This is a genomic window from Macrococcus epidermidis, assembly GCF_003259695.1.
GTDB classification, from domain to species: Bacteria; Bacillota; Bacilli; order Staphylococcales; family Staphylococcaceae; genus Macrococcoides; species Macrococcoides epidermidis.
Map to the genome: position 1 here is coordinate 173,356 of NZ_PZJH01000001.1, position 21,296 is coordinate 194,651.

The following is a 21,296-nucleotide window of genomic DNA, read 5'->3' on the forward strand; positions in this document are numbered from 1 at the left end:
TCACTCCTTATTAATCAAATTCGTTATTGGCTTGACAATTGAATTCCATTCTTCGACCATGTTTTCAAGTTCTTCTTCACCCTCAGGCGTAATAAAGTAATATTTTCGTTTCGGTCCGACATCACTTGCACGCATTTCACTTGTAATCAAATTTTTCTTTTGTAAACGAAGAAGAACTGGATAGATTGTACCTTCACTGATGTTACCAAGTCCGGAATCAAGTAACTTCTGTGAGAGTTCATAACCATAGACTTCTTTTTCTTTAATAATCGAAAGAACGCATGCATCGAGTAGTCCTTTCAATAATTGAGTGCGCATACTCATATGTTTCACCTCTATTTTGTAATACAAGATAGCTAATCTTTTAAAAGCTACTTTGTATTACCAAGTAGCTTATTTATAATATATAACTTCTCGTTTTAGATGTCAAATATGGTTTTAAATAATTCGAGTGGGCTGAATTTATGGTATTCAGCCCACTCGAAGTTAAAATTCTATTAAAAATAACTGTGAGTGGGCTAAAAACATCATTTTCAGCCCACTCACACCAATTCATTCAACTATTTTCTTTTTCCCATCTTCGCATTACGATTTGCTTTACCTTGTTGTGTCAACTTCTTCCACTTATTACGTTCAGCACTCATCTTCGCTTCATCATTTCGTCGTTCAATGAAAGCTAGTTCTCTTAGATATTTATTATATCGTTCAAATCGATCTTCAGTTAATGCTCCAGATTCAATCGCCGTATTTATCGCACATCCTGGCTCATTCGTATGTGTACAGTCATTGAACTTACATTGTATTATTAGATTTTCAACATCTTCAAACTCAGTTACGAGTCCTAAATTCTCACCGGTACTCCAAAGCTGGAATTCGCGCATTCCTGGTGTATCGATTAATATTCCTCCATCATCTAGTACAAGGAGTTCACGATGAGTCGTCGTATGTTTTCCTTTATCATCAGTTAATCTGATTTCGCCTGTATCCATAACGTCTTTTCCTAATAATCGATTGATCAACGTAGATTTTCCTACACCACTAGAACCGAGTAAAGTGCCTGTTTTATGTTCTTTTAGATAAGTTCTAATTGTTTCTATATGATTATCACTATCATGACGCACAAAAAATACTGGTACTGTAGGAGCTACATTGCTCAATTCTGCAATCATAATTTCTTTATCTAGTTCTGTAATTAAATCAGCTTTTGTCATAATGATAATTGGTGTTGCACCTGAATCATATGTTGCGATTAAATAACGTTCTAATCGATTAGTGTTAAAATTATCATTACAGCTCATCGTAAGGAATGCATAGTCAATGTTCGTCGCGATTATTTGTGGTTTCGTTTGATTGCCTGCAGCATTTCTGATGAATTGTTGTGTTCTTGGTAATATATGTTGAATAATACCTTTATATTCATTTGGAAATGGCTTAATTAACACAAAATCTCCGACTGCCGGTACTTCTATAAGATTGCGACTGCTAAATTTATCTCTACCTGAGAGCTGAACGAGGTATTCGCCATTTTCAGTGAGTGCGCGATACATCCCTTTATGTTGTACAGTTATTCGTGCTTTAAGTAATTTTTCATCGATAGCGTTTGCTTGTTTCTTTCGTTCTTCGTTATATCCTAATTGAGTTAAAATTTCCATTATATTGCTCCTTTTATATATAAAAATACCCGTGGCGATTATTCGTCACGGGTATACGAGCAATAAATTAGCGAGTAATGTCCATGACGAAATAAAATGTAGCATTTACCAGATTAAATTTCGCCATAAAACATCACTCCTTCCTTTTTTAATATCATATATTAATTTATTATATTGTGTCAATATTACAAATTATATAATTATAATGTGTGGTTCTTTCGTTTTAATGGTATTTCATTAGGAATGAGGGTATATTAAAAGTATTACTAAGAAAGGGGCATTTCAATGTTTCGTATTAAACAGGATTTTATTAATCAATATCGCATGGAAGCAAATACGACAATCGCGTGTTTAAAAGAGTTAACTGATGAGTCTTTAGATCAAGCGGTATCAGAATTAGATCGTACTTTAGGTGAGATTGCATGGCACGTCATTTCAAGTGTCGGAGGTTTTGCCGAACGTGCCGGTTTAAAAGTAGAAGGTGCAACATTTGATTCTGCTAAACCAGAAACGGTTGCTGAAATGGTAAGTGCAGCAGAAGAAATATATAATAATACATTAGCAGCTTACGATGCTTCATTAACAGACGAAAGTTTAATTGAAGATGTTGATTTCTTCGGTCAAAATATGCCGAAAGGTCATCTGCTTTATTCTATGATTGCTCATCAGGCACATCATAGAGGTCAAATGACAGTATTAATGAGACAAGCTGATTTAAGAGTACCTCCTATTTACGGACCATCTCGTGATACACAATAATTTGCTAATAGATTAATTTAAAAGTAGGTAGTTGATTGTAGACTACTTACTTTTTTTAATTTTGATAAACTTTTATGTGATATTGATTCGTTTAGGGGTATAATTATTTATCATTAAAGATAAATAGAGGTGACAAATGGAAAGTTTTATTATTATTTTAAGTCTTGTATTTGCAATCATTGTCTCTACGATTGTTAATTACTATTTTCCGAAGGTACCGTTAGCATTTATCCAAATCATTATCGGGATGCTAATATTCTTAACACCAGTACCTTTACATGTAGAATTTGAACCGGAACTTTTCTTAATGGGCATTATCGCACCACTATTATTTTTAGAAGGCTATCATGTATCAAGATTAACTTTTATAAAATATTTAAAGCCAATCATCTTAATGGCAATGGGACTGGTATTTACAACAGTGATTGGATTAGGTTATATTGTCCACTGGATGATGCCATTTCTGCCACTCGCTGCAAGTTTTGCACTCGCTGCAATCATTTGTCCTACTGATGCTGTAGCAGTGCAGGCAATCGCTAAAGGTAAGAAGCTGCCTAAAGGTTTGATGACGATACTTGAAGGGGAGTCATTACTTAATGATGCTGCTGGTATTTTAAGCTTTAAGATTGCTTTGCTCGCGTTAACAACTGGTGCATTCAGCGTTAGTGAATCTGTCTCACAGTTTTTTATTGCAACTGTAGGTGGTTTACTGATAGGTCTATTTGTCGGTCTATTGTTTGTACAGCTAAGAATTTTCTTAATCAGAAAAGGATTTTTTAATGAATATATCTTTATTTTAATTCAGCTTTTAACACCGTTTATTATTTATGTAATTGCGGAACAAGTTCACGCGTCAGGCGTAATCGCGGCTGTAATTGGTGGTATCGTACACGGTATCGAACGTGATAGGATGAGTCAGGCAACGACGCGTTTACAGATGGGTTATAACAATACGTGGGGATTATTATCAACTGTACTAAATGGATTCGTCTTTACGTTACTTGGTTATTTAATACCTGAAGTGACTACTTCTTTAGTTGAACATGGTAATGAAGATATCTTTTCAACAGTGATGTATATGCTTATTATTGCACTACTTGTCTACTTCTTTAGATTTATCTGGGTATTTTTCCTATATGATATGTTCTATATTCGGGAAAGTCGTTTCGAGCGTATCTTAAAACGAGAGAATATTGATCAGAAAGAAGTTCGACCAAATCGTTTTAAGTATGCATTGATTGCAACTGTATGTGGTGTACATGGGACGATCTCTATGGCCATCGCATTGACGATTCCCCGAGAAATTGTTAATGGAGAAGTATTTAATTATAGAGATAATTTATTATTTATCGCAGCAGGTGTTATTGTCATCAGTTTAGTAGTCGCACAAATCTTCCTGCCAATATTGACGCCGAAAGTTAAAGAAGCTGTTGATGAATCAATGCTTAGCTTTAATGATGCACGTATTAAGTTAAAAGAATACGGTATTAAATATATTCATGACAATACGACTGAAGAAAATAGTATGATAGCTGGAAATTTAATCAGACAATATACAATGCAGGTTGGTTTCTATAGTGAAGTAACTGATAGAAATCATAGTCCTAAAGAAATTGATCGCCTGCATGCGATTGCGATGAATGTTGAAATGAAGACTTTAGATGAGATGATTGATTCAAATGAAATTACTCAAAGTTCATTTAATAACTATGTTCAATATATTGAGCGTTCGAAAATATTCCATTCCACAAACTTTTTTAGACGTATGCTGTTTCTATTTAGAATGCACCGCAAACGTAAAGAGTTTGCAAATCGTATTAATCAGGCAAGTTCTTTGTCGATAAAGAATAATTTATATGAAATTCAAAAGATCGCTGCGCGTGTTCATTACAATGTCGTCCAGCGTTTAAGTGAAGAAATGACTTTAGACAATCGTGTGGAAATTGCATTAGTATCAGATAATTATTTAAATAGGGTGAATCAATTAAAACGAAATGCAACAAGTGAGACATTAGAAGATGACGAAACGTTATTTGCACTAGATGTATTAAATGCTGAGAAAGATTTAGTCAACCGTCTGTTAGCTAGAGGAAAAATAACGACAAGTTTAGCAGTAGAACTCAGACAATCGATTAATTATGATGAAATGATGTTGCTCGATACATATGAGGATGACTAACATAGAAATAGTGAATACGAAAGAAGCTTCCAGCAAATGCTGGAAGCTTCTTTTAATTACTTAGTGGCGTCTTACCTTTAAAGTTTACAAGATCATATGCATGTTTTACATCTTCATCACTCGGTGGTTCAATATCAGATAAAGGATATTGAATACCTAATGCTTCCCATTTATGTACCCCAAGTTGATGATAAGGAAGTATTTCAAATTTTTCTACGTTCTCTAGACGATTGATAAATTCGCCGAGTTTGATTAAATCTTCTTTATCGTCTGTTATACCTGGCACAAGTACATGTCTGATCCAGACAGGTTGTTTTCTTTCTGAAAGTATTTGAGCAAATCTTAAAATATGAGTATTCGGTTTTCCTGTAAGTTTCAAATGTTTCTCATTATCAATATGTTTAATATCTAATAGAAATAAATCAGTATTTTTCTGCATTTCATCGAAGTGATGCATAAATGCTGGGGTTTCATTAAAGCAACCTGCTGATGTATCAACACAAGTAGATATGCCATGCTGCTTTAACTTTGGAAATAACTCTTCAAGGAATGGTAACTGCAGTAACGGTTCACCACCACTAACAGTTACGCCACCACCTGAAGCGTTAAAGTAGGGGATATAAGGAACTACTTCTTCTACAATTTCATCAGCAGTAACTTCTCTTGAAGGTGCACCGATTTCCCAAGTATCAGGGTTATGACAGAACTGGCAACGCAGTAGGCAACCCTGTGTGAATAATATATAGCGTAAACCAGGTCCGTCTACCGTACCTAAACTTTCTACTGAATGAATATGTCCTTTAATCATTTAAATCCCCGTCCTTTAACTACTTAGTGCTTTGTTATATTCTACATTTTTTCGTGGAATGTTCTTGAAATTACGTCTAATTGTTGTTCTCTTGTTAATTTAATAAAGTTTACAGCATATCCTGATACACGGATTGTAAGTTGAGGGTATTCTTCTGGATGTTCCATCGCATCAAGTAAAGTTTCTCTGTTAAATACGTTAATGTTTAAGTGGTGACCATGTTGCATCGCATATCCATCAAGTACACCAACTAAGTTTTGTTGCTGAGCATCATCTTCTTTACCTAAAGACTTAGGAACGATAGAGAATGTGTTAGAAATACCATCTTTACAGCAGTCATATGGTAATTTTGCAACTGATGATAATGAAGCTAAAGCTCCATTTTTATCTCTGCCGTGCATTGGGTTAGCACCTGGTGCAAATGGTTCTCCTTCTTTACGACCGTCAGGTGTATTACCTGTTTTCTTACCATAAACTACGTTTGAAGTGATAGTAAGTACAGACATTGTATGCTCTGAATCACGATAAGTTTTGTGTTTACGTAATTTGCCCATAAATGATTCTACTAATTGTACAGCGATATCATCGACACGTGCATCATTGTTACCGTATTGAGGGAATTCTCCTTCAGTTTCAAAGTCTACAACTAATCCTTCTTCGTTACGGATTGTTTTAACTTTAGCGTATTTGATTGCTGATAATGAATCGGCTGCAACTGATAGCCCTGCAATACCTGTAGCCATTGTACGAATAATTTCAGTGTCATGTAAAGCCATTTCAATTCTTTCATAGCTATATTTATCATGCATGTAATGGATCACGTTTAATGAGTTGATATAAACACCAGCTAACCATTCCATCATTTGATCAAATTGTTTGTACACTTTATCGTAATCTAAAATTTCATCAGTAATAGGAGCGAAGTTTGGTCCAACTTGAGCGCCACTTACTTCGTCAACCCCACCGTTGATTGCATATAATAATGTTTTTGCTAAGTTGGCACGCGCACCGAAGAATTGCATTTGTTTACCAATCTTCATTGCAGATACACAACAAGCAATTCCATAGTCGTCGCCATAGCTTTCACGCATTAAATCATCATTTTCATATTGAATTGAGCTTGTTTTAATACTCATTTTTGCACAGTATTTTTTGAAGTTTTCAGGTAAGCGTGTAGACCATAATACAGTTAAGTTTGGTTCTGGTGCTGGACCTAAGTTATCTAATGAATGTAAGAAACGGAAAGAGTTTTTAGTAACTAAAGGACGGCCGTCAATACCGACACCAGCGATTGATTCAGTTACCCAAGTAGGGTCTCCAGAGAATAATGCGTTGTAATCTGGTGTACGTGCAAATTTAACTAAACGTAATTTCATAATGAAGTGGTCGATGATTTCCTGTACTTCGATTTCTGAAATTGTACCAGCTTTTAAATCGCGTTCTGCATAAATATCTAAGAATGTAGATACACGACCTAAACTCATTGCAGCACCGTTTTGTTCTTTAATTGCTGCTAAGTATGCTAAGTAAGTCCATTGAACAGCTTCTTTAAAGTTTTCTGCTGGACGAGAAATATCAAATCCATAAATATTACCTAATTCTTTTAATTCATTTAATGCACGATATTGTTCAGAAACTTCTTCACGTAAACGAATAATGTCTTCTGACATTACTGATGATAAGTTATTGAAGTCTTTTTGTTTTTCATTCATTAAGAAATCGACACCATATAATGCAACACGGCGGTAGTCACCGATAATACGTCCACGTCCGTAAGCATCTGGAAGACCTGTAATGACACCAGCTTTACGACAAGCTAACATTTCTTTAGAGTAAGCATCGAATACACCAGCATTGTGTGTTTTACGGTAATCTGTAAATATTTTTTCAGTTTCTTTATCTAATTCATAGCCATATGCTTCACAAGCAGCTTTTGCCATACGAATACCACCAAATGGTTGCATAGAGCGTTTGAAAGGTTTTTCAGTTTGAACACCGACAATTGTTTCAAGATCTTTATTTAAATAACCTGCGTCATGCGATGTAATCGTAGATGGTATTTTTGTATCCATATCCCACATACCACCACGTTCACGTTCTTCTTTTGTTAATTGCATAACTTGATCCCATAATGTCTTCGTTGCTTCAGTTGGCCCTGCTAAAAACTCATCTTTACCGTCATATAAAGTGTAGTTTAATTGGATAAATTCACGAACGTCGATTCTTTTGTTCCATTTACCAGTTTTAAAACCTTCCCAAGCATGTGTTTTTTTAGTTTCTTCTTTAAACATATTAATCCCTCCAAATTTTCATTATGTTAATTACTTCACAATACTATTATAACAACTTTCGTGAAAATAATCACATTTATTTTGAAAACGGTTAATTTTTTTAGAAACATTGATTTAAAGCTTTTTATCTGTAATGGTACACACTAGTTTTTTGAATTTTGTATATATAACAGCTAAGAGTTAGAGCTTTAGATTGCAATAACATTCAAGTTTAGTGTGGAGTTATCAAACATATCCATGTACAATAAAAAAGGTGAAATAACATGAGAAAATTATCGTTAACTGAAACAAATAAGATAAAAGAAATTGCAGCATTACATGAAAATATCCCATTAGCTTACGATTCATCATATAAGGTAACACCTTTGGATATTGATTTGCGATATGAATCAATTCAATTACTGATGAAGCATAAGCATGATCAGATTACAGTCATAGAACACAACAACAAAATCTGTGCATATATTTGGTATGCAATAGATGGTGCAATACATATTAAATCAACATTTGTTTATCCGAAATATCGTAATCAAGGATACGCGATACAACTTAAGTACTATGTTGAAACAATCGCAAAAGAACAACACATTGGTATTATTTACAGTGACGTTGACCCTAAAAATTTTGCGATGAGACAATTAAATGAGAGATTAGGCTATCAATTTAAAGAGCATAGTAATCGAATGATAAAAATAATAGAGGTGCAAAATGATTAGAACGCTTTATATTGATGAAATGAATACGTTGCATGTTTGTGATTCACCCTATGATATAGAAGTAACGCCGAAATGGCTGTGGGTGGATATGAGTGAACCTACAAAAGAAGAGAATCTACTACTGAGTCAGTTTTTTCACTTTCATCCATTATCTATTGAAGACGCAACGACGGTTAAGCAACGTCCGAAATATAAAGAATATGATGATTATTTATTTTTCGTCTTTCATGCAATTGACTTGCGTACGATGAAACCTGAAGAAATTGATATCTTTATCAATTCAACCCTTATTGTGACCTATCATAAAGAGGCTTCTGAAGAGGTCGATAAAGTCTGGCATTCAATGCTGAACAAAAAGCCGAATGAAAAGGTTACGACAAATGAAGTGATGTATAAAACGCTTGACGCCATCGTCGATAACTATTTCCCGTTCGTATATGACTTAGAAGACAAAGTATTCTCGTTTGAAGATAGACATTCAGTAGATATCTCAACCGAGAATCTAATAGATGAGACGTTTGATTTGAGAGAAGATCTTTTATTGATTAGACGTACAGTATTGCCGATGCGCGACTTAGTATATCGACTATTAGAAGGCAGAGTATTGGCATTAAGTAAGAAACAGAAAATATTTCTGCATCATATTAATGACCATTTAATTAAGCAGGTAGAGATGATTGAATCTTCCCGTGAGATGACAGCGGATATTCGTGATAATTATATTTCGCTGAACTCTTTTAGAATGAATAATATCATGAAAATTTTAACAATATATTCAGTAATCTTTATGCCACTGACTTTAATTGCAGGTATTTACGGGATGAACTTTGATGTCATGCCTGAATTGCACTGGAAATACGGATATTTGGCAGTATGGATTGTGATGATTGCTATTACGGTTGGAATGATAGGCTATTTCCGAATAAAGAAGTGGTTTTAATATAAAAGGAGCAGAATTAAATTTCTGCTCCTTTTATCATTATTTCACGTAAGTACTACAATGATAAATATTGTGCCATTCTTTAAACATTATACCTTTGTCACCTTCGATAGGGTCATGTTCTGGTAACATTACACTATTTATCGTACTGTTAATTGTTTGGATGTCTTCATAACTTGTTAACGATTCAACATCAATATCTGTTGGGTATGCACCGACAACTTTAAAATCCTCACTTGCTGCGATACGTTTATGACCATAGCCTGCAGGGAGTAATAATGCATCACCTTGTTTTACTTTTAACTGACTTCCTGATTCACCACCAATCATCAAAGTTGCTTCACCTGAAGCGATACCAAGCACTTCATGTGTATTAGGATGGAAATGATGATAGTCAAATACACCATTTGTCCATATATCTGTCCATTGATTATTTTTAAATATTTCAGTAAAATCTCCTTCAACATTCTGATAGACGATAACTGGCAGAATCATGTGATTCGGTGTGCTTTTTGATACAGGGCTATGAATAATTTTATATTTCATAAATATTCCTCCTCGTATTGATATATTCTTATTGTTCGTTATTTCTTTTTATAAAGCAAAAGATAAGATTTTAACCAAATGTTAATTCCATACGAAATTTATATTCTATGTTAAAATAAAGACAGAATGATGAAGGTGGGATTAACTTGAAAAACTTTGCGTACTTAGCAATTTCAGGTGCTTTATTTTTAACGGGCTGTAGTAATGATGATACAACAGCAATTAAAAAAGATATTGAATCATTAAAGCAGCAAAAAGATAAATCAGAAAAAGAATATAAATCGTTACAGGAAGATAATAAATCGATTGATAAAGAAATTAAAGAAAAGCAGTCTGAAATAGATACGCTGAAAAAAGAAAAAGAAGCTGAAATAAAAGCACAGATTAAGCGTGAAGAAGCTGCGAAGAAAAAGCAGGAGGCTATCGATAGACGCAATCGATTAATCGCAAAACAAAAAGCTGAACAGGAAGCTAAAGTGCGTGCACAAAAAGAAAAGAAAATAGCACAGGCAAGAAATAAAGCAACCATGCCCAATACAATTGCAGCAAGTACAAATGGTAAAATTCAAACGATTAAATCGATTCGTAACGTCGGTCTGGATTTTAATGATGCCGGCATGAAGACATCAATTAACCGTATACAAATATTTAAAGTAACAGATATGCCTAAAGATCAGGTCGTTCTATTTGATGGTGAGACAGAAGGTTATGTACTAATCTATGAAGTAACTGCAGAGAATACTTTAGATAAGCCGTTATATTATAATAATATCGGTGTCCTGGATTTAGGAGATAAGAAAATATTTTCTGAGAACGCTTCTTTCATACCACCAGAATTACAGGAAAGTTCAATGAAGAAAAGTAAAAATAACTATACTGAATATGCGCCAAAGGAAAAAACGATAAGCTATAAATCAATCGCAATTAATAAGGAAGATTATAAAAAAGTTGAAACTGGTAAAGCGCTTCTGTTTATTAAAGGTGGCGTATCCCAATCACAAGATATGAATGATAAAACAGATACGCAGTCAAAAGGATATGTAATTCAGTAGTTAAAAAGATGGATATTTTGAATGTTTTTTACTGATAGAATCGGGAATATAGAAGAAAAGACTACGGAGGCGTTCAATATGCATGAAGAGAAATTTGTACTGCTGGAAGGTAAATCATTTACATTATCAGAGATAGCGCGTGAACTTGAAGCAATCACGGGTTATACTGTTAAAGATAGCTACGGAGATATCAATCGCATCGTTGCACAGAAACCAAACTTTGATCAGGATTTTGAAAGTTATTTAGTTACTTATGAATTCAATGAATCTGATGATTTAACGGATGTAACAGTAACAACACCGAAAGATGCTGACGTCAATCTGCAAACTGACAAAGTGAAAGTGAGATTAATTTCTTACAATACAAAATAAAAATAATAAATTTACAGTAGTGTGTTAATGTATATGTCATAATATATATTAATACACTATTTTAATGAGGATACTTATGAAAAAAATCACAGTACTATTTGCAGCAACGATATTTCTGACTGCATGTAATTCATCAAATGAATCTAACACAACAAATCTTAAATCTAATAACGTAAGCAAAATATTATTTGATGCTTCACATGGCGTGACTGCTGGTGAAGCGGATTGGGTTATCGATGGTGGCTTTTCTACGTTTAATGATGACATTAATAAGTTAGGTTTTACTACTGCTTCTACAGATTATCAGACAGAGATTACACTGAAATTATTAAAACGATATAAAGCATTTATTATGCCAGAACCTAATATACCTTTAAAAGCAAGTGAGCAACAAGCGATTAAAGAGTATGTCAATAGTGGTGGTAGCATCATGATGATTGCAGATCATTATAACGCTGACAGAAACTTAAATCGCTTTGATGCTTCGGAAATTTTTAATGGATACCGACGTGGTGCATTTCACAATATTACAAAAGGTATGTCGCAGGATGAAATAAATGCTGATAGAATGCAAGATGTTATTTCAAGCGACTTTCTAAGTGAAACATTTGGAGTACGTTTCAGATATAATGCATTAGATGATGTCGTATTGTCGGCGAAGGATGAAGATAATGCTTTCGGTTTGCTTGATGATGTTGAGAAAGTAAATATGCATGCCGGCAGCACAATCATGATAACTAATCCTGAAATCGCTAAAGGTATCATCTACCCTGAAAAATTATCAAAACATGATAAATGGTCGCATGCGGTAGATCAAGGGGTCTATACAAATGGTTTTAAAGATGAGGGGGCCTTTATTGCGATTAGTAAACTAGGGAAAGGTAAAGCCTTATTTATCGGTGATTCATCAATCGTTGAAGATAGCACCCCAAAATATGTGCGTGAAGATAATGCTCAGGAAAAGCAGACATACGATGGAATTCGCGAGATGGATCATCAAGTTTTAATGGAAAATCTCATACAGTGGATGATGAAACAAGAAGACTATTCTTCGTTAAAGGGTAAGGTTTCTTTAGATAAACCTACGAAAGTGTTAAAATTTGAAATACCAGAGCAATCAACTGAACCGAAACGTGAACCTTGGGGAACACCTGGACATGATTATAAATGGTATGATCCATCAACTTTTGAACCGGGTAGTTTTGGCAAAGACACAAAGCGTATAGCTGTATCAAGTAGCGAGCATCAACAGAATAATAAATCAACAAATAAAAAAGATAATACAGATAATAAAACCACACAGGATAAAACGACAACAGGAAATAAAATTGACGTACAGTATCCAAAGACGGTAAGTATCGGTCAGCGTTTCATCGTGGATGTATATACTCAGGAACAGCTAAATCAAGTTTCAATTGAACTGATTGATGCTGATGGTGAGCAAGTCGGCCTTTTTGATGGCAATCCGCCCGGACCATCGCGCGCTTATGATACTAAAAAAAATGAAAATCGTTTTCATAGCTATTTTCATGGTAAGATAGCTAGAGAAGCGAACGGTGAGATTACGATTAATATATATGCGAAAAATCAATTAATACAAAAAGAAAAGATGATTGTGAGGTAAGGCAGTGAATAAATTCATTAAAACATTATCAATAGCAGCTATTTCGACTGTATTGTTACCAACGAGTATGGTATATGCCACTAATACACAAGTACCAAAGACAGAAGAAGAAATTAAGTTTGATAATACCGATAAGATTAAAGTGAATGAACCAGTACTTAAATCGAGTTCTACTGTTGCAAATAAAGTGCCGGCATTTAAGAAAAGGATTTATCGTGAACAACCGATGAAAGAAAACGTGCTTGTCGTGATGATGGATTTTAGCAATAGTCCAGCTTCTACTTTGACAAAAGCTGATACTGAAAACTATCGTAAAGTTTATGATAAGTCATATTATGAGCAGTTATTCTTTGGTGATTCAATTACAGGACCTGATCAGAAACAGTATGATTCTATCAAAAAGTATTATCAGAACGTGTCTGGAAATAGTTTAGAACTACAAGGACAAGTAACAGGATGGTATCGTGCGAAACATCCTCTAAATTACTATGGACATAATGAAGATGAAAAAGTAACTGAATTAATTATGGAAGCAGCTACGCATGCAGCTCAAGATAAAAGTATCGATATGAGTAAATACGATCAATATGATTATTATGATTTAGACCAGGACGGTAACATGAAAGAACCGGATGGCATCATCGATAAATTTGTCGTAGTATTTAGTGGTATCGGTGAGAGTGAAGGCGGTGGTAAGTTCTTACAGAATTCGATTTGGGAACATGTTTCTGAAGTAGCGTTATCAAAAAATGGCAATCCAAAATCAATCCCTGGAACATATAGCAAACATTCAAAATTCTATAAAAATCGTCTTGGAATCGCTGAATATGGTATTTTAGCTGAAGATAGTACGGTAGGCACATTCTCACATGAATTTGGCCATATGCTTGGTTTAATTGATGAATATGACACAGCGCCGAATGCAAATAGTCATGCCGGAGAACCAGTAAGATTCTGGTCGTTGATGAGTTATGGCGCAGATGCCGGCATTATTCCCGGTATGGAACCAGTCGGCTTAAGTCCATTTGCAAAGTCAGATTTACAACAAATTTACGGTGGAAACTGGATACTAGGTAGTGAAGTAAACTATAAGAATATTTCTTCGAAAAAAAGATATTATTTATTAGATCAGGCAAGTATTAAAGGTGTTAATAATGATGTTGTGAAAGTGAATTTACCACCTATAAGAAAGAAAGATAAGAATGGTAAGGTGAAAAACTACAATCATTATTATCTGTTAGAATGGCGTTCACATAACGGTGTGGATAAAGGACTTTCGCATATTAAGGATCCTTTTGGCATCAATCAATATGGTAAAGGTTTATTAATCTGGTATGTAAATGAAACGTACCCGGATAACGCAAATTTATCTAAACACTTTGGTAAAAGTTTAGTTGGTGTCGTTGATGCTAGTCCATCTAATATCACAACACCAGATGGTTTAATACCGATGTCAGATACGCAAGTGTTTGATGCACCATTTAATACGAAAAGTTATGGTCAGTTTAACAAAGCAAAAAATTATTTCTTTAAGAAAAAATCGACTAAACCTGTAACTTTATTTACAGATAAACGCTATAGTTTATCTGCTAGAGAGCGCATGCAGGTACCAGACAGTAGTCGTATATTGCCACAACTTGGTATAAAGATTAAAGTTGAAGATCAAAATACTGATGGAACAGTAGCGAAAATCAGTATTTTCAAGTAAATATTTTGATAGAACAGGACAGTAATTGCTGTCCTGTTTTTTTTGTTACATATTTGTAATAATAAAAATGTTAAAAAATATATTTACAATTCTGAAAATTTAGAAGATAATAATTTCAGAAACAAAAATTAAAAACATTCGGGGGCTAAGCGATGAGAAAAAAACAATTATTTTCTTCACTACTTGCGTTATCTTTAGGGTTTTCAAGTCTTGGTTTAACAAGCGGTGCAGCATATGCTGATACAAAAGTACAGACGATGAGTGGCAGTGGTTTCGATTCGGGTGTTGCAAATGAAGAACGATTAATTAAGATGTTACAAAAAGAAGGGATACTTTCTAAAACAGCATCGAGAGCTGAAGCAGAGAAAGCAGTACAACAATTTCTAAAACATAAGCAGGAACAGTCTAATAAATACATAAGAAATAAAGGTGCATTCGATAAGAAATATAATAAAGTCACAACAAAGAAAAATGCACAAAATGCACAAAATAAATATACAAAAGGTAAAGGGAAAAAATTAGGACACGCTAAAAATTTACCATCAGTAGTACCTGAAGTATATTCAGGTGAAAAGCGTACAGACAAAGTCTTACTTTTAGCAATCGACTTTCCAGATTATAAAAACTCTACAATTACTAAAGAAGAATCAGATATGTTCTATGAAGACTATCCGATGAGTCATTTCCAGGACATGGTGTTTAGTAAAGATGGATATAAAGGTCCTAATGGTGAAACATTAGTAAGTATGCAACAATATTATAATAATCAGTCAGGTGGCAGTTACGCGTTGGACGGAGAAGTGCATGGCTGGTATACAGCAAAACATGAAGCAGCATATTACGGTGGAAATTATCCGGATGCTGATGGAAATGATCAACGACCGAAGGAACTTGTGAAAGAAGCGCTTGAAGCAGCAGCGAAAGATCCTAACGTCAATTTAGAGGAATATGATCAGTGGGATCGATATGATCTAGATGGGGATGGTGTATTAAATGAAAAGGATGGTATCGTCGACCACGTTATGATTATCCACGCATCACCTGGTGAAGATGCTGGTGGGGGTCGTCTAGGTACAGATGCTATCTGGAGTCATCGCTGGAGTTTAGACTTTGACGAACAAGGTGAGCCATATACTATTCCAAATACGAAATCAGGTCAGGATCGCTTCGGAGGAGAGCTTGCAGTAATTGATTACACGATTCAACCTGAGGATGGTGCTGCAGGCGTATTCTCACATGAGTTTGGACATGACTTAGGCTTGCCAGATGAGTACGATACAATTTACTCAGGTAAAGGTGAACCTGTTTCATTCTGGTCAATCATGTCAAGTGGTAGCTGGGCTGGTAAAATCCCAGGTACAGAACCATCAGGATTTGATCCATACATGAAGGAAATGTTACAGGATTTTCATGGTGGTAACTGGCAGACAGGTAGTGAAGTAGATATTAAAGATGTAACAAGTGTGCCTCAGGAGTTTTTATTGGATGAAGCGACAACGAAAGGTACGAATAATGATGCAGTGAAAGTAACGTTACCAGATAAAGTTACTAACATTGTAACGCCTAAATCTGGTTCTAAATTGTATCATAGTGGTTCTGATAATGATTTAGAAACAACACTGTCAACTTCTGTTGATTTAACAGCCGCTAAATCTGCTGAATTCACATTTGATGCGTGGTATGATATTGAAAAAGGTTATGACTATGCATATGTTCAGGCTTCTACTGATGGTGAGAAATGGACTAATCTAGAAGGTAATATTACGAATAATGATGACCCTGATAATAGCGGATCTAATATGGGTAATGGTATCGATGGTAAAAGTGATGGATTTGTTGAAGCTAAATTCAATCTAGATCAGTTTGCCGGTCAAAAAGTTCAGTTGCGTGTACTTTATAAAACTGATAGTGGATTTATTGCACCAGGATTATATTTAGATAACTTAAAAGTAACTGCAGATGGTAAGGTCGTCTTAGAAGATGGCGCTGAAACTATACCGAAGTTTGAATTAAATGGATTCAGTGTATCTGACGGTAAGAAATACAGTAAAAACTATTATTTATTACAATGGAGAAGTCATAATAAGATTGATGGTGGTTTAGCACATATTAAACGTGGCGACGGATTCTTAACATACAATCCAGGTTTAATCGTAGAATATGTCGATGAATCATTTAGTGACAACCACGTTGGTAAACATCCAGGTGAAGGTTATGTAGGTGTCGTTGATGCCGATCAAAACGCACTTGTTTGGGATGGAGAAAGCCCAGGACCAGCATCAACACAATGGCAGATGCGTGATGCAGCATTTAGTCTAACAAAACAAGATCCACTGAAAATTACATTAGATGAAACATCTACGTTAGTGGATAAATCATTAGTTGCAAATGCTTTATTTGATGACAGCAAAGATTATTCAAATAAAGCACAACCTCATGCAGGTAAAATCTTACCAAAACATGGTTTAAAAGTAAAAGTTGTTGGAGAATCAAAAGATAAAACGACAGCAAAAATTATTGTTTATAAATAATTCATTATAAGAGTGAAACAATTTTATTTGTTTCACTCTTTTTCAATGTCTTCATTTAAGTTAGACGTTGAATTTGGTATATTTATATCAACAGGAGGATATCATGATATATTTTGAGACCGAGAGATTATTATTTAGAGATTGGCAGGAAAGTGATTTACCGAAATTTCAGGCAATGAATAGTGATTTTGATGTACGACGTTATTTTCCGGATGTAATGAGCAGTGCGAGAAGTGAAATTGCCTTTTATATCATGCAGGCTGAAATTACACAACATGAGTTAGGTCTTTTCGCAGTTTCCTTGAAAGAAACAAATGAATTTATCGGTTTTATCGGGATGCAGTATTTAATTCCGACAAGGCATTTTAATCTACCCTTTATGCCTTGTTATGAGATTGGCTGGCGTCTAAGAAAAGCATTTTGGCATCAAGGATATGCTACTGAAGGAGCACGAGGTGTATTACACTATGCTCAACAAATAGGCATTAAAGAAGTATATAGTTATACAAGTTTAATGAATAGACCGAGCAGAAGAATAATGGAAAAGTTAAATATGACATTTGTTCGTTCATTTCAACATCCATTGATAAATGAGCGTCATCCATTGAATGAACAAGTGTTATTTCATAAATATTTATCTGGAAGTGATATAAATGATATTAATCAGTAGTTGTTTAATAGGAGCATATGTAAGATATGATGGTGGCTCGCAAGGTGATACACGTCTTATAGAACTCATAAATGAAGGCAAGGCGATACATGCTTGTCCCGAACTTCTGGGTGGCTTAAATGTACCACGTGAACCAGCAGAGATTATCGGTGGAGACGGATTTGATGTATTAGATGGACAGGCAAAAGTGATGACGGCTGGCAATAAAGATGTAACTGCAGCATTTGTAAAAGGTGCAGAAGCAACATTAAAGATACTATTAACTGAAAATATAGATACTGTTATATTAAAGGCTAATAGTCCAAGTTGTGGTAACAATCAAATCTATGATGGCACATTTAGCGGCACAAAAAAACAAGGCGTAGGTGTTACAACCGCCTTGTTAATTAGAAATGGTATTAAAGTGTTGAGCGAACAAGATTATTTTTCATCATAACGCTTAACACTTACGGGTGTTGCATTGTTCATCTTGTCAATCAATGTATCAGGATCACTTTCAACGATGGCAAGATGACGATAATGTTCACCGATAAATCCATCCTGCATCATTTTTTCTAACATTTCGATTAATGGATTATAGAAACCATCGACATTCAGGATGCCAATTGGTTTTTGATGCAAGCCGAGTTGCGCCCAAGTAAATATTTCGAAAAATTCTTCAAGCGTTCCGGCGCCACCTGGCATCATGATATAACCATCACATAATGAAGACATCATATCTTTACGTTGATGCATCGTATCTACAGTATAAAGTTCCGTTAGATTTGGGTGTGCCACTTCTTTTTCCTGTAAAAAGTTTGGGATTACGCCAATTGCGCGACCATCGTTATTGATGACACTATCAGCAATAACACCCATTAAACCAACTTTACCGCCACCAAAAACCAATCCTATATTATTTTTTACGAGTGTTTTGCCAAGTTCAGAAGCAAATATCTCATAGTTAGGATGAACGCCTTTATTTGATCCGCAATATACAGCGATATTTTTCATGTAAAAAATCCTTTCTTTTATGGTATTATAAGTTGTAATGAAATGGAGTGAATATCTTGATTAACATTAAACCGGTAGACACAATAACTGACATCGATTTGAGTCATTATGAATTACCAGCAAGACAAATGGTGTATGCAGGTCATCCAAGATTTATACTAACACGAAATAAACCACAATACATCCCATTTATCATTGAAGAACAGGACCGTCTCATCGGTGTATTTGCATTAGAGGCAGGCGAGATATTAGAGAAGATTGGTGCACCTCAACATGCAGTATACTTACGTGGCCTTTCAATTAATTTTTCTGAGCAGAATAAAGGTTATTTTAAAGCATCGCTTGCAGCACTAGAGCGATATTTATTAGAACATCATCCAGAAATTACAGCGATTTATTTAATGGTAAATGTAAATAATGATGCATATTATGCTTTTATTAAATCAGGATTTAAAGATGAGAAACGCATTGTGCGTCAAGGATTATCAAAATTAAAAGTATTATCAAAAAAACTTAGCAGTTAAGGTGCTAAGTTTTTTTCAATACATTGTTCTAAATGAGTTACAAAACTATGGCGATCATTCATTGTAAACTTTGAAGGACCTTTAATTCTTTTTCCTGCATTGCGTTCAATCTGATTATGATAACGTGTTAATAACAATAAATCGATATTATCTTTCGTATACATATTGCCATTGTGATGCATCACGATAGCATGATTGATTAATAGACTCGCTAAACCGTAATCTCCAGTAACGACGATATCATGGTTCGTAGCAATCCTTTTAATTTCGTAATCTGCACTATCGTTTCCTGTATCAACATATTTCGTTTCAACAAAATCAGGAAAATCCTGCATTGTAAAGTGTGAGAAGTCTTTAACGAGCAACACTTTGAGCTTGTACTTTTCAGCGACATGAATCACTTCCTGAATGACAGGAGAACTATCTGCATCGACAATAATCCGATTAACGATTGTCAATTTGCTGTGCCATCAACTGACGATGCTTTTCAAATAACTGCGCATTATCATAGTTTTCTTCAGCTTTTACAGCAGTTTTTTGTGTCTTTTCTTGTTGTGGCGTAGCAGATACATTTGTATTTTTTACAAATGGTTGTGATAGTGATTGGATTTTATTACTAGCATTTGTTTCTTCACGACTGTTTGAAACGTTTTGATTAAAGTTAAATAGAGAACGCTTTTGTTTTGGCGTGTTAAACTTATGGTTTTTGTATTTTTTCATTTCTTTGATCATCGCGCTTTGTTGCGCTTTGATTATTTTATCTTCTTCTGCGTGACGTGTGTTCATTGTTGCTTCTAATTTCTTTGCAAGATGATTTATAGCTTTTTGATCTTTGTGATTTACTTTTTTCACTTGCACTGGCGAAAAATTAATATTTTCCTCAGGTAGTTTTGCTTCATAGTTTTTATATTGTTTCATTTCTTTTTTTAGCTCTTTTTGTCGTGCATTTATATTTTTATCTTCTTCATTACGACGATCTTCAATATGTTTAGATAAATTCTTGTCTAACTTATTCATTTCTTTTTGAAGTTTTTTTTCATTTTTTTGAGCTAATTTCTCGTTCGTTTTATATAAATTCATTTGTTGGTTATATTGGTGTTTTTTCTTACTATCCTGTGCTTTTTGGCTCACAAATTGAGCTGTACCCGCTGTTGCACTTTTAACAGTATGAGCAGCCTTCGCCACATTATGAGAGGTATGTACAACTTTGTCTTTCGTTTTAACGCCAACTTCTTTTGTAGTATCCATCACTTTCAAAGATAAAGCAGTCGCTTTTTGAACTTCTTCATGATCTTTTATGCGATGACGTTCATTATAAAGGGGTACTAATATTAAAGCAGCTACATTTATTACTGATTTTATCGTTTCTTTTTTCATAGCCTGATTCTCCTTTTAACCTATTAATAGTCATTATTATATAGTATTTACCCTTATATATAAAAAGATAACGAAGTTATTTATATAACTTCGTTATCTTTTAAAACTATTCATATGTGACATTGTCTACTATTTTCTTGCTATATGCCATAAGTTTTTTATAGTCTTCAGCTTCTAATTTACTTGCTTTAAACATTTGTAGAGGCACTTTATATAAATCTTTGACTAATGATTCACCTTCCTCAGTCAGTTGAATCATCACGATACGTTCATCCGCATCACTTCTATGACGAGAGACGATACCACGTGCTTCCATCTTTTTTAAGATGGGAGTAATCGTTCCAGATTGAAATGCCAGGCGTTCACCAAGTTGAAGAACCGGCATCACTTTTTCTTCATGCAATACCATTAATACGAGATAATGTTGGTAACTTAATTGTTTGTCTTTTAATAAATTTCGATTATAAAATTTAATAATCTCACGCTGCGCAAGATACATTTGATAGTCTAACGAATTTTGTGGCATAAATGCTCCTTAAAGGTGTGGTGTAAAT

21 protein-coding genes are annotated in these 21,296 nt (G+C 34.5%); 12 read left to right on the forward strand and 9 right to left on the reverse strand.

Features of this window, described 5'->3' with window-relative positions; genetic code table 11:
* A complete protein-coding gene (locus BHU61_RS01025; RefSeq protein WP_111714219.1) occupies nucleotides 1-324 on the reverse strand; it encodes a PadR family transcriptional regulator in 324 nt (107 codons plus the stop codon).
* A gap of 236 nt (nucleotides 325-560) precedes the next feature.
* The gene (gene rsgA, locus BHU61_RS01030) at nucleotides 561-1,652 is read right to left on the reverse strand and encodes a ribosome small subunit-dependent GTPase A (protein WP_111714220.1); all 1,092 of its coding nucleotides are present in this window, start codon (nucleotides 1,650-1,652) and stop codon (nucleotides 561-563) included.
* A gap of 285 nt (nucleotides 1,653-1,937) precedes the next feature.
* On the opposite strand from rsgA, the gene BHU61_RS01035 reads away from it, so the two are divergent.
* Together BHU61_RS01035 and BHU61_RS01040 are read left to right on the forward strand one after the other, a co-directional pair.
* Nucleotides 1,938-2,411: a DinB family protein gene (locus tag BHU61_RS01035; protein ID WP_111714221.1), complete on the forward strand. Its 474-nt coding sequence runs from the start codon at nucleotides 1,938-1,940 to the stop codon at nucleotides 2,409-2,411.
* A 136-nt stretch (nucleotides 2,412-2,547) separates the two neighbouring features.
* A complete protein-coding gene (locus BHU61_RS01040; protein WP_111714222.1) occupies nucleotides 2,548-4,590 on the forward strand; it encodes a Na+/H+ antiporter in 2,043 nt (680 codons plus the stop codon).
* 52 nt (nucleotides 4,591-4,642) lie between these two features.
* Here BHU61_RS01040 and pflA read toward each other — a convergent pair whose 3' ends face one another.
* Together pflA and pflB are read right to left on the reverse strand one after the other, a co-directional pair.
* On the reverse strand, nucleotides 4,643-5,398 hold the full coding sequence (pflA, locus tag BHU61_RS01045; RefSeq protein ID WP_111714223.1) for a pyruvate formate-lyase-activating protein: 756 nt from the start codon (nucleotides 5,396-5,398) through the stop codon (nucleotides 4,643-4,645).
* A 41-nt stretch (nucleotides 5,399-5,439) separates the two neighbouring features.
* Nucleotides 5,440-7,689: a formate C-acetyltransferase gene (gene pflB, locus BHU61_RS01050; protein WP_111714224.1), complete on the reverse strand. Its 2,250-nt coding sequence runs from the start codon at nucleotides 7,687-7,689 to the stop codon at nucleotides 5,440-5,442.
* Between the two features lie 263 nt (nucleotides 7,690-7,952).
* Here pflB and BHU61_RS01055 point away from each other — a divergent pair, with 263 nt between their 5' ends.
* Both BHU61_RS01055 and corA read left to right on the forward strand, forming a co-directional pair.
* Nucleotides 7,953-8,405 carry a GNAT family N-acetyltransferase gene (locus BHU61_RS01055; protein ID WP_111714225.1) on the forward strand — a complete coding sequence of 151 codons (453 nt, stop codon included), beginning with the start codon at nucleotides 7,953-7,955 and terminating at the stop codon, nucleotides 8,403-8,405.
* Nucleotides 8,398-9,345: a magnesium/cobalt transporter CorA gene (gene corA, locus BHU61_RS01060; protein WP_111714226.1), complete on the forward strand. Its 948-nt coding sequence runs from the start codon at nucleotides 8,398-8,400 to the stop codon at nucleotides 9,343-9,345. The genes BHU61_RS01055 and corA overlap by 8 nt, the downstream gene beginning before the upstream one ends.
* A 39-nt stretch (nucleotides 9,346-9,384) precedes the next feature.
* Here corA and BHU61_RS01065 read toward each other — a convergent pair whose 3' ends face one another.
* Nucleotides 9,385-9,891 carry a cupin domain-containing protein gene (locus BHU61_RS01065; protein WP_111714227.1) on the reverse strand — a complete coding sequence of 169 codons (507 nt, stop codon included), beginning with the start codon at nucleotides 9,889-9,891 and terminating at the stop codon, nucleotides 9,385-9,387.
* Nucleotides 9,892-10,037: 146 nt separating this feature from the next.
* Between BHU61_RS01065 and BHU61_RS01070 the strand changes: the two genes are divergently transcribed.
* The 7 genes from BHU61_RS01070 (at nucleotide 10,038) to BHU61_RS01100 (ending at nucleotide 18,284) form a co-directional block, all read left to right on the forward strand.
* Complete coding sequence (locus BHU61_RS01070; protein WP_111714228.1) at nucleotides 10,038-10,943, forward strand: DUF5068 domain-containing protein; 906 nt, start codon at nucleotides 10,038-10,040, stop codon at nucleotides 10,941-10,943.
* A gap of 78 nt (nucleotides 10,944-11,021) precedes the next feature.
* Nucleotides 11,022-11,315 carry a hypothetical protein gene (locus BHU61_RS01075; protein WP_111714229.1) on the forward strand — a complete coding sequence of 98 codons (294 nt, stop codon included), beginning with the start codon at nucleotides 11,022-11,024 and terminating at the stop codon, nucleotides 11,313-11,315.
* 76 nt (nucleotides 11,316-11,391) lie between these two features.
* Complete coding sequence (locus BHU61_RS01080; RefSeq protein ID WP_111714230.1) at nucleotides 11,392-12,939, forward strand: putative periplasmic lipoprotein; 1,548 nt, start codon at nucleotides 11,392-11,394, stop codon at nucleotides 12,937-12,939.
* A 4-nt stretch (nucleotides 12,940-12,943) separates the two neighbouring features.
* A complete protein-coding gene (locus tag BHU61_RS01085) occupies nucleotides 12,944-14,647 on the forward strand; it encodes an immune inhibitor A domain-containing protein (RefSeq protein ID WP_111714231.1) in 1,704 nt (567 codons plus the stop codon).
* Between the two features lie 152 nt (nucleotides 14,648-14,799).
* Nucleotides 14,800-17,178 carry an immune inhibitor A domain-containing protein gene (locus BHU61_RS01090; protein WP_111714232.1) on the forward strand — a complete coding sequence of 793 codons (2,379 nt, stop codon included), beginning with the start codon at nucleotides 14,800-14,802 and terminating at the stop codon, nucleotides 17,176-17,178.
* A gap of 100 nt (nucleotides 17,179-17,278) precedes the next feature.
* Complete coding sequence (locus tag BHU61_RS01095; RefSeq protein ID WP_111715493.1) at nucleotides 17,279-17,848, forward strand: GNAT family N-acetyltransferase; 570 nt, start codon at nucleotides 17,279-17,281, stop codon at nucleotides 17,846-17,848.
* A complete protein-coding gene (locus BHU61_RS01100) occupies nucleotides 17,832-18,284 on the forward strand; it encodes a 2-thiouracil desulfurase family protein (RefSeq protein ID WP_111714233.1) in 453 nt (150 codons plus the stop codon). The genes BHU61_RS01095 and BHU61_RS01100 overlap by 17 nt, the downstream gene beginning before the upstream one ends.
* Here BHU61_RS01100 and BHU61_RS01105 read toward each other — a convergent pair.
* Entirely contained in the window at nucleotides 18,269-18,841 is a 573-nt protein-coding gene (locus BHU61_RS01105) for an LOG family protein (RefSeq protein ID WP_111714234.1), read from the reverse strand. The genes BHU61_RS01100 and BHU61_RS01105 overlap by 16 nt on opposite strands.
* A gap of 56 nt (nucleotides 18,842-18,897) precedes the next feature.
* Here BHU61_RS01105 and BHU61_RS01110 point away from each other — a divergent pair, with 56 nt between their 5' ends.
* Complete coding sequence (locus BHU61_RS01110) at nucleotides 18,898-19,365, forward strand: GNAT family N-acetyltransferase (RefSeq protein WP_111714235.1); 468 nt, start codon at nucleotides 18,898-18,900, stop codon at nucleotides 19,363-19,365.
* Here the strand turns inward: BHU61_RS01110 and BHU61_RS01115 are convergent.
* From BHU61_RS01115 to BHU61_RS01125, 3 genes are all read right to left on the reverse strand, one after another.
* Nucleotides 19,362-19,823 carry a YaiI/YqxD family protein gene (locus BHU61_RS01115; RefSeq protein ID WP_242444206.1) on the reverse strand — a complete coding sequence of 154 codons (462 nt, stop codon included), beginning with the start codon at nucleotides 19,821-19,823 and terminating at the stop codon, nucleotides 19,362-19,364. The two genes, BHU61_RS01110 and BHU61_RS01115, sit on opposite strands and share 4 nt — an antisense overlap.
* On the reverse strand, nucleotides 19,810-20,742 hold the full coding sequence (locus BHU61_RS01120; RefSeq protein WP_111714236.1) for a hypothetical protein: 933 nt from the start codon (nucleotides 20,740-20,742) through the stop codon (nucleotides 19,810-19,812). Before BHU61_RS01120 ends, BHU61_RS01115 begins: the two co-directional genes overlap by 14 nt.
* Before the next feature lie 106 nt (nucleotides 20,743-20,848).
* Entirely contained in the window at nucleotides 20,849-21,268 is a 420-nt protein-coding gene (locus BHU61_RS01125) for a MarR family winged helix-turn-helix transcriptional regulator (RefSeq protein ID WP_111714237.1), read from the reverse strand.
* Between the last annotated feature and the right edge of the window lie 28 nt (nucleotides 21,269-21,296).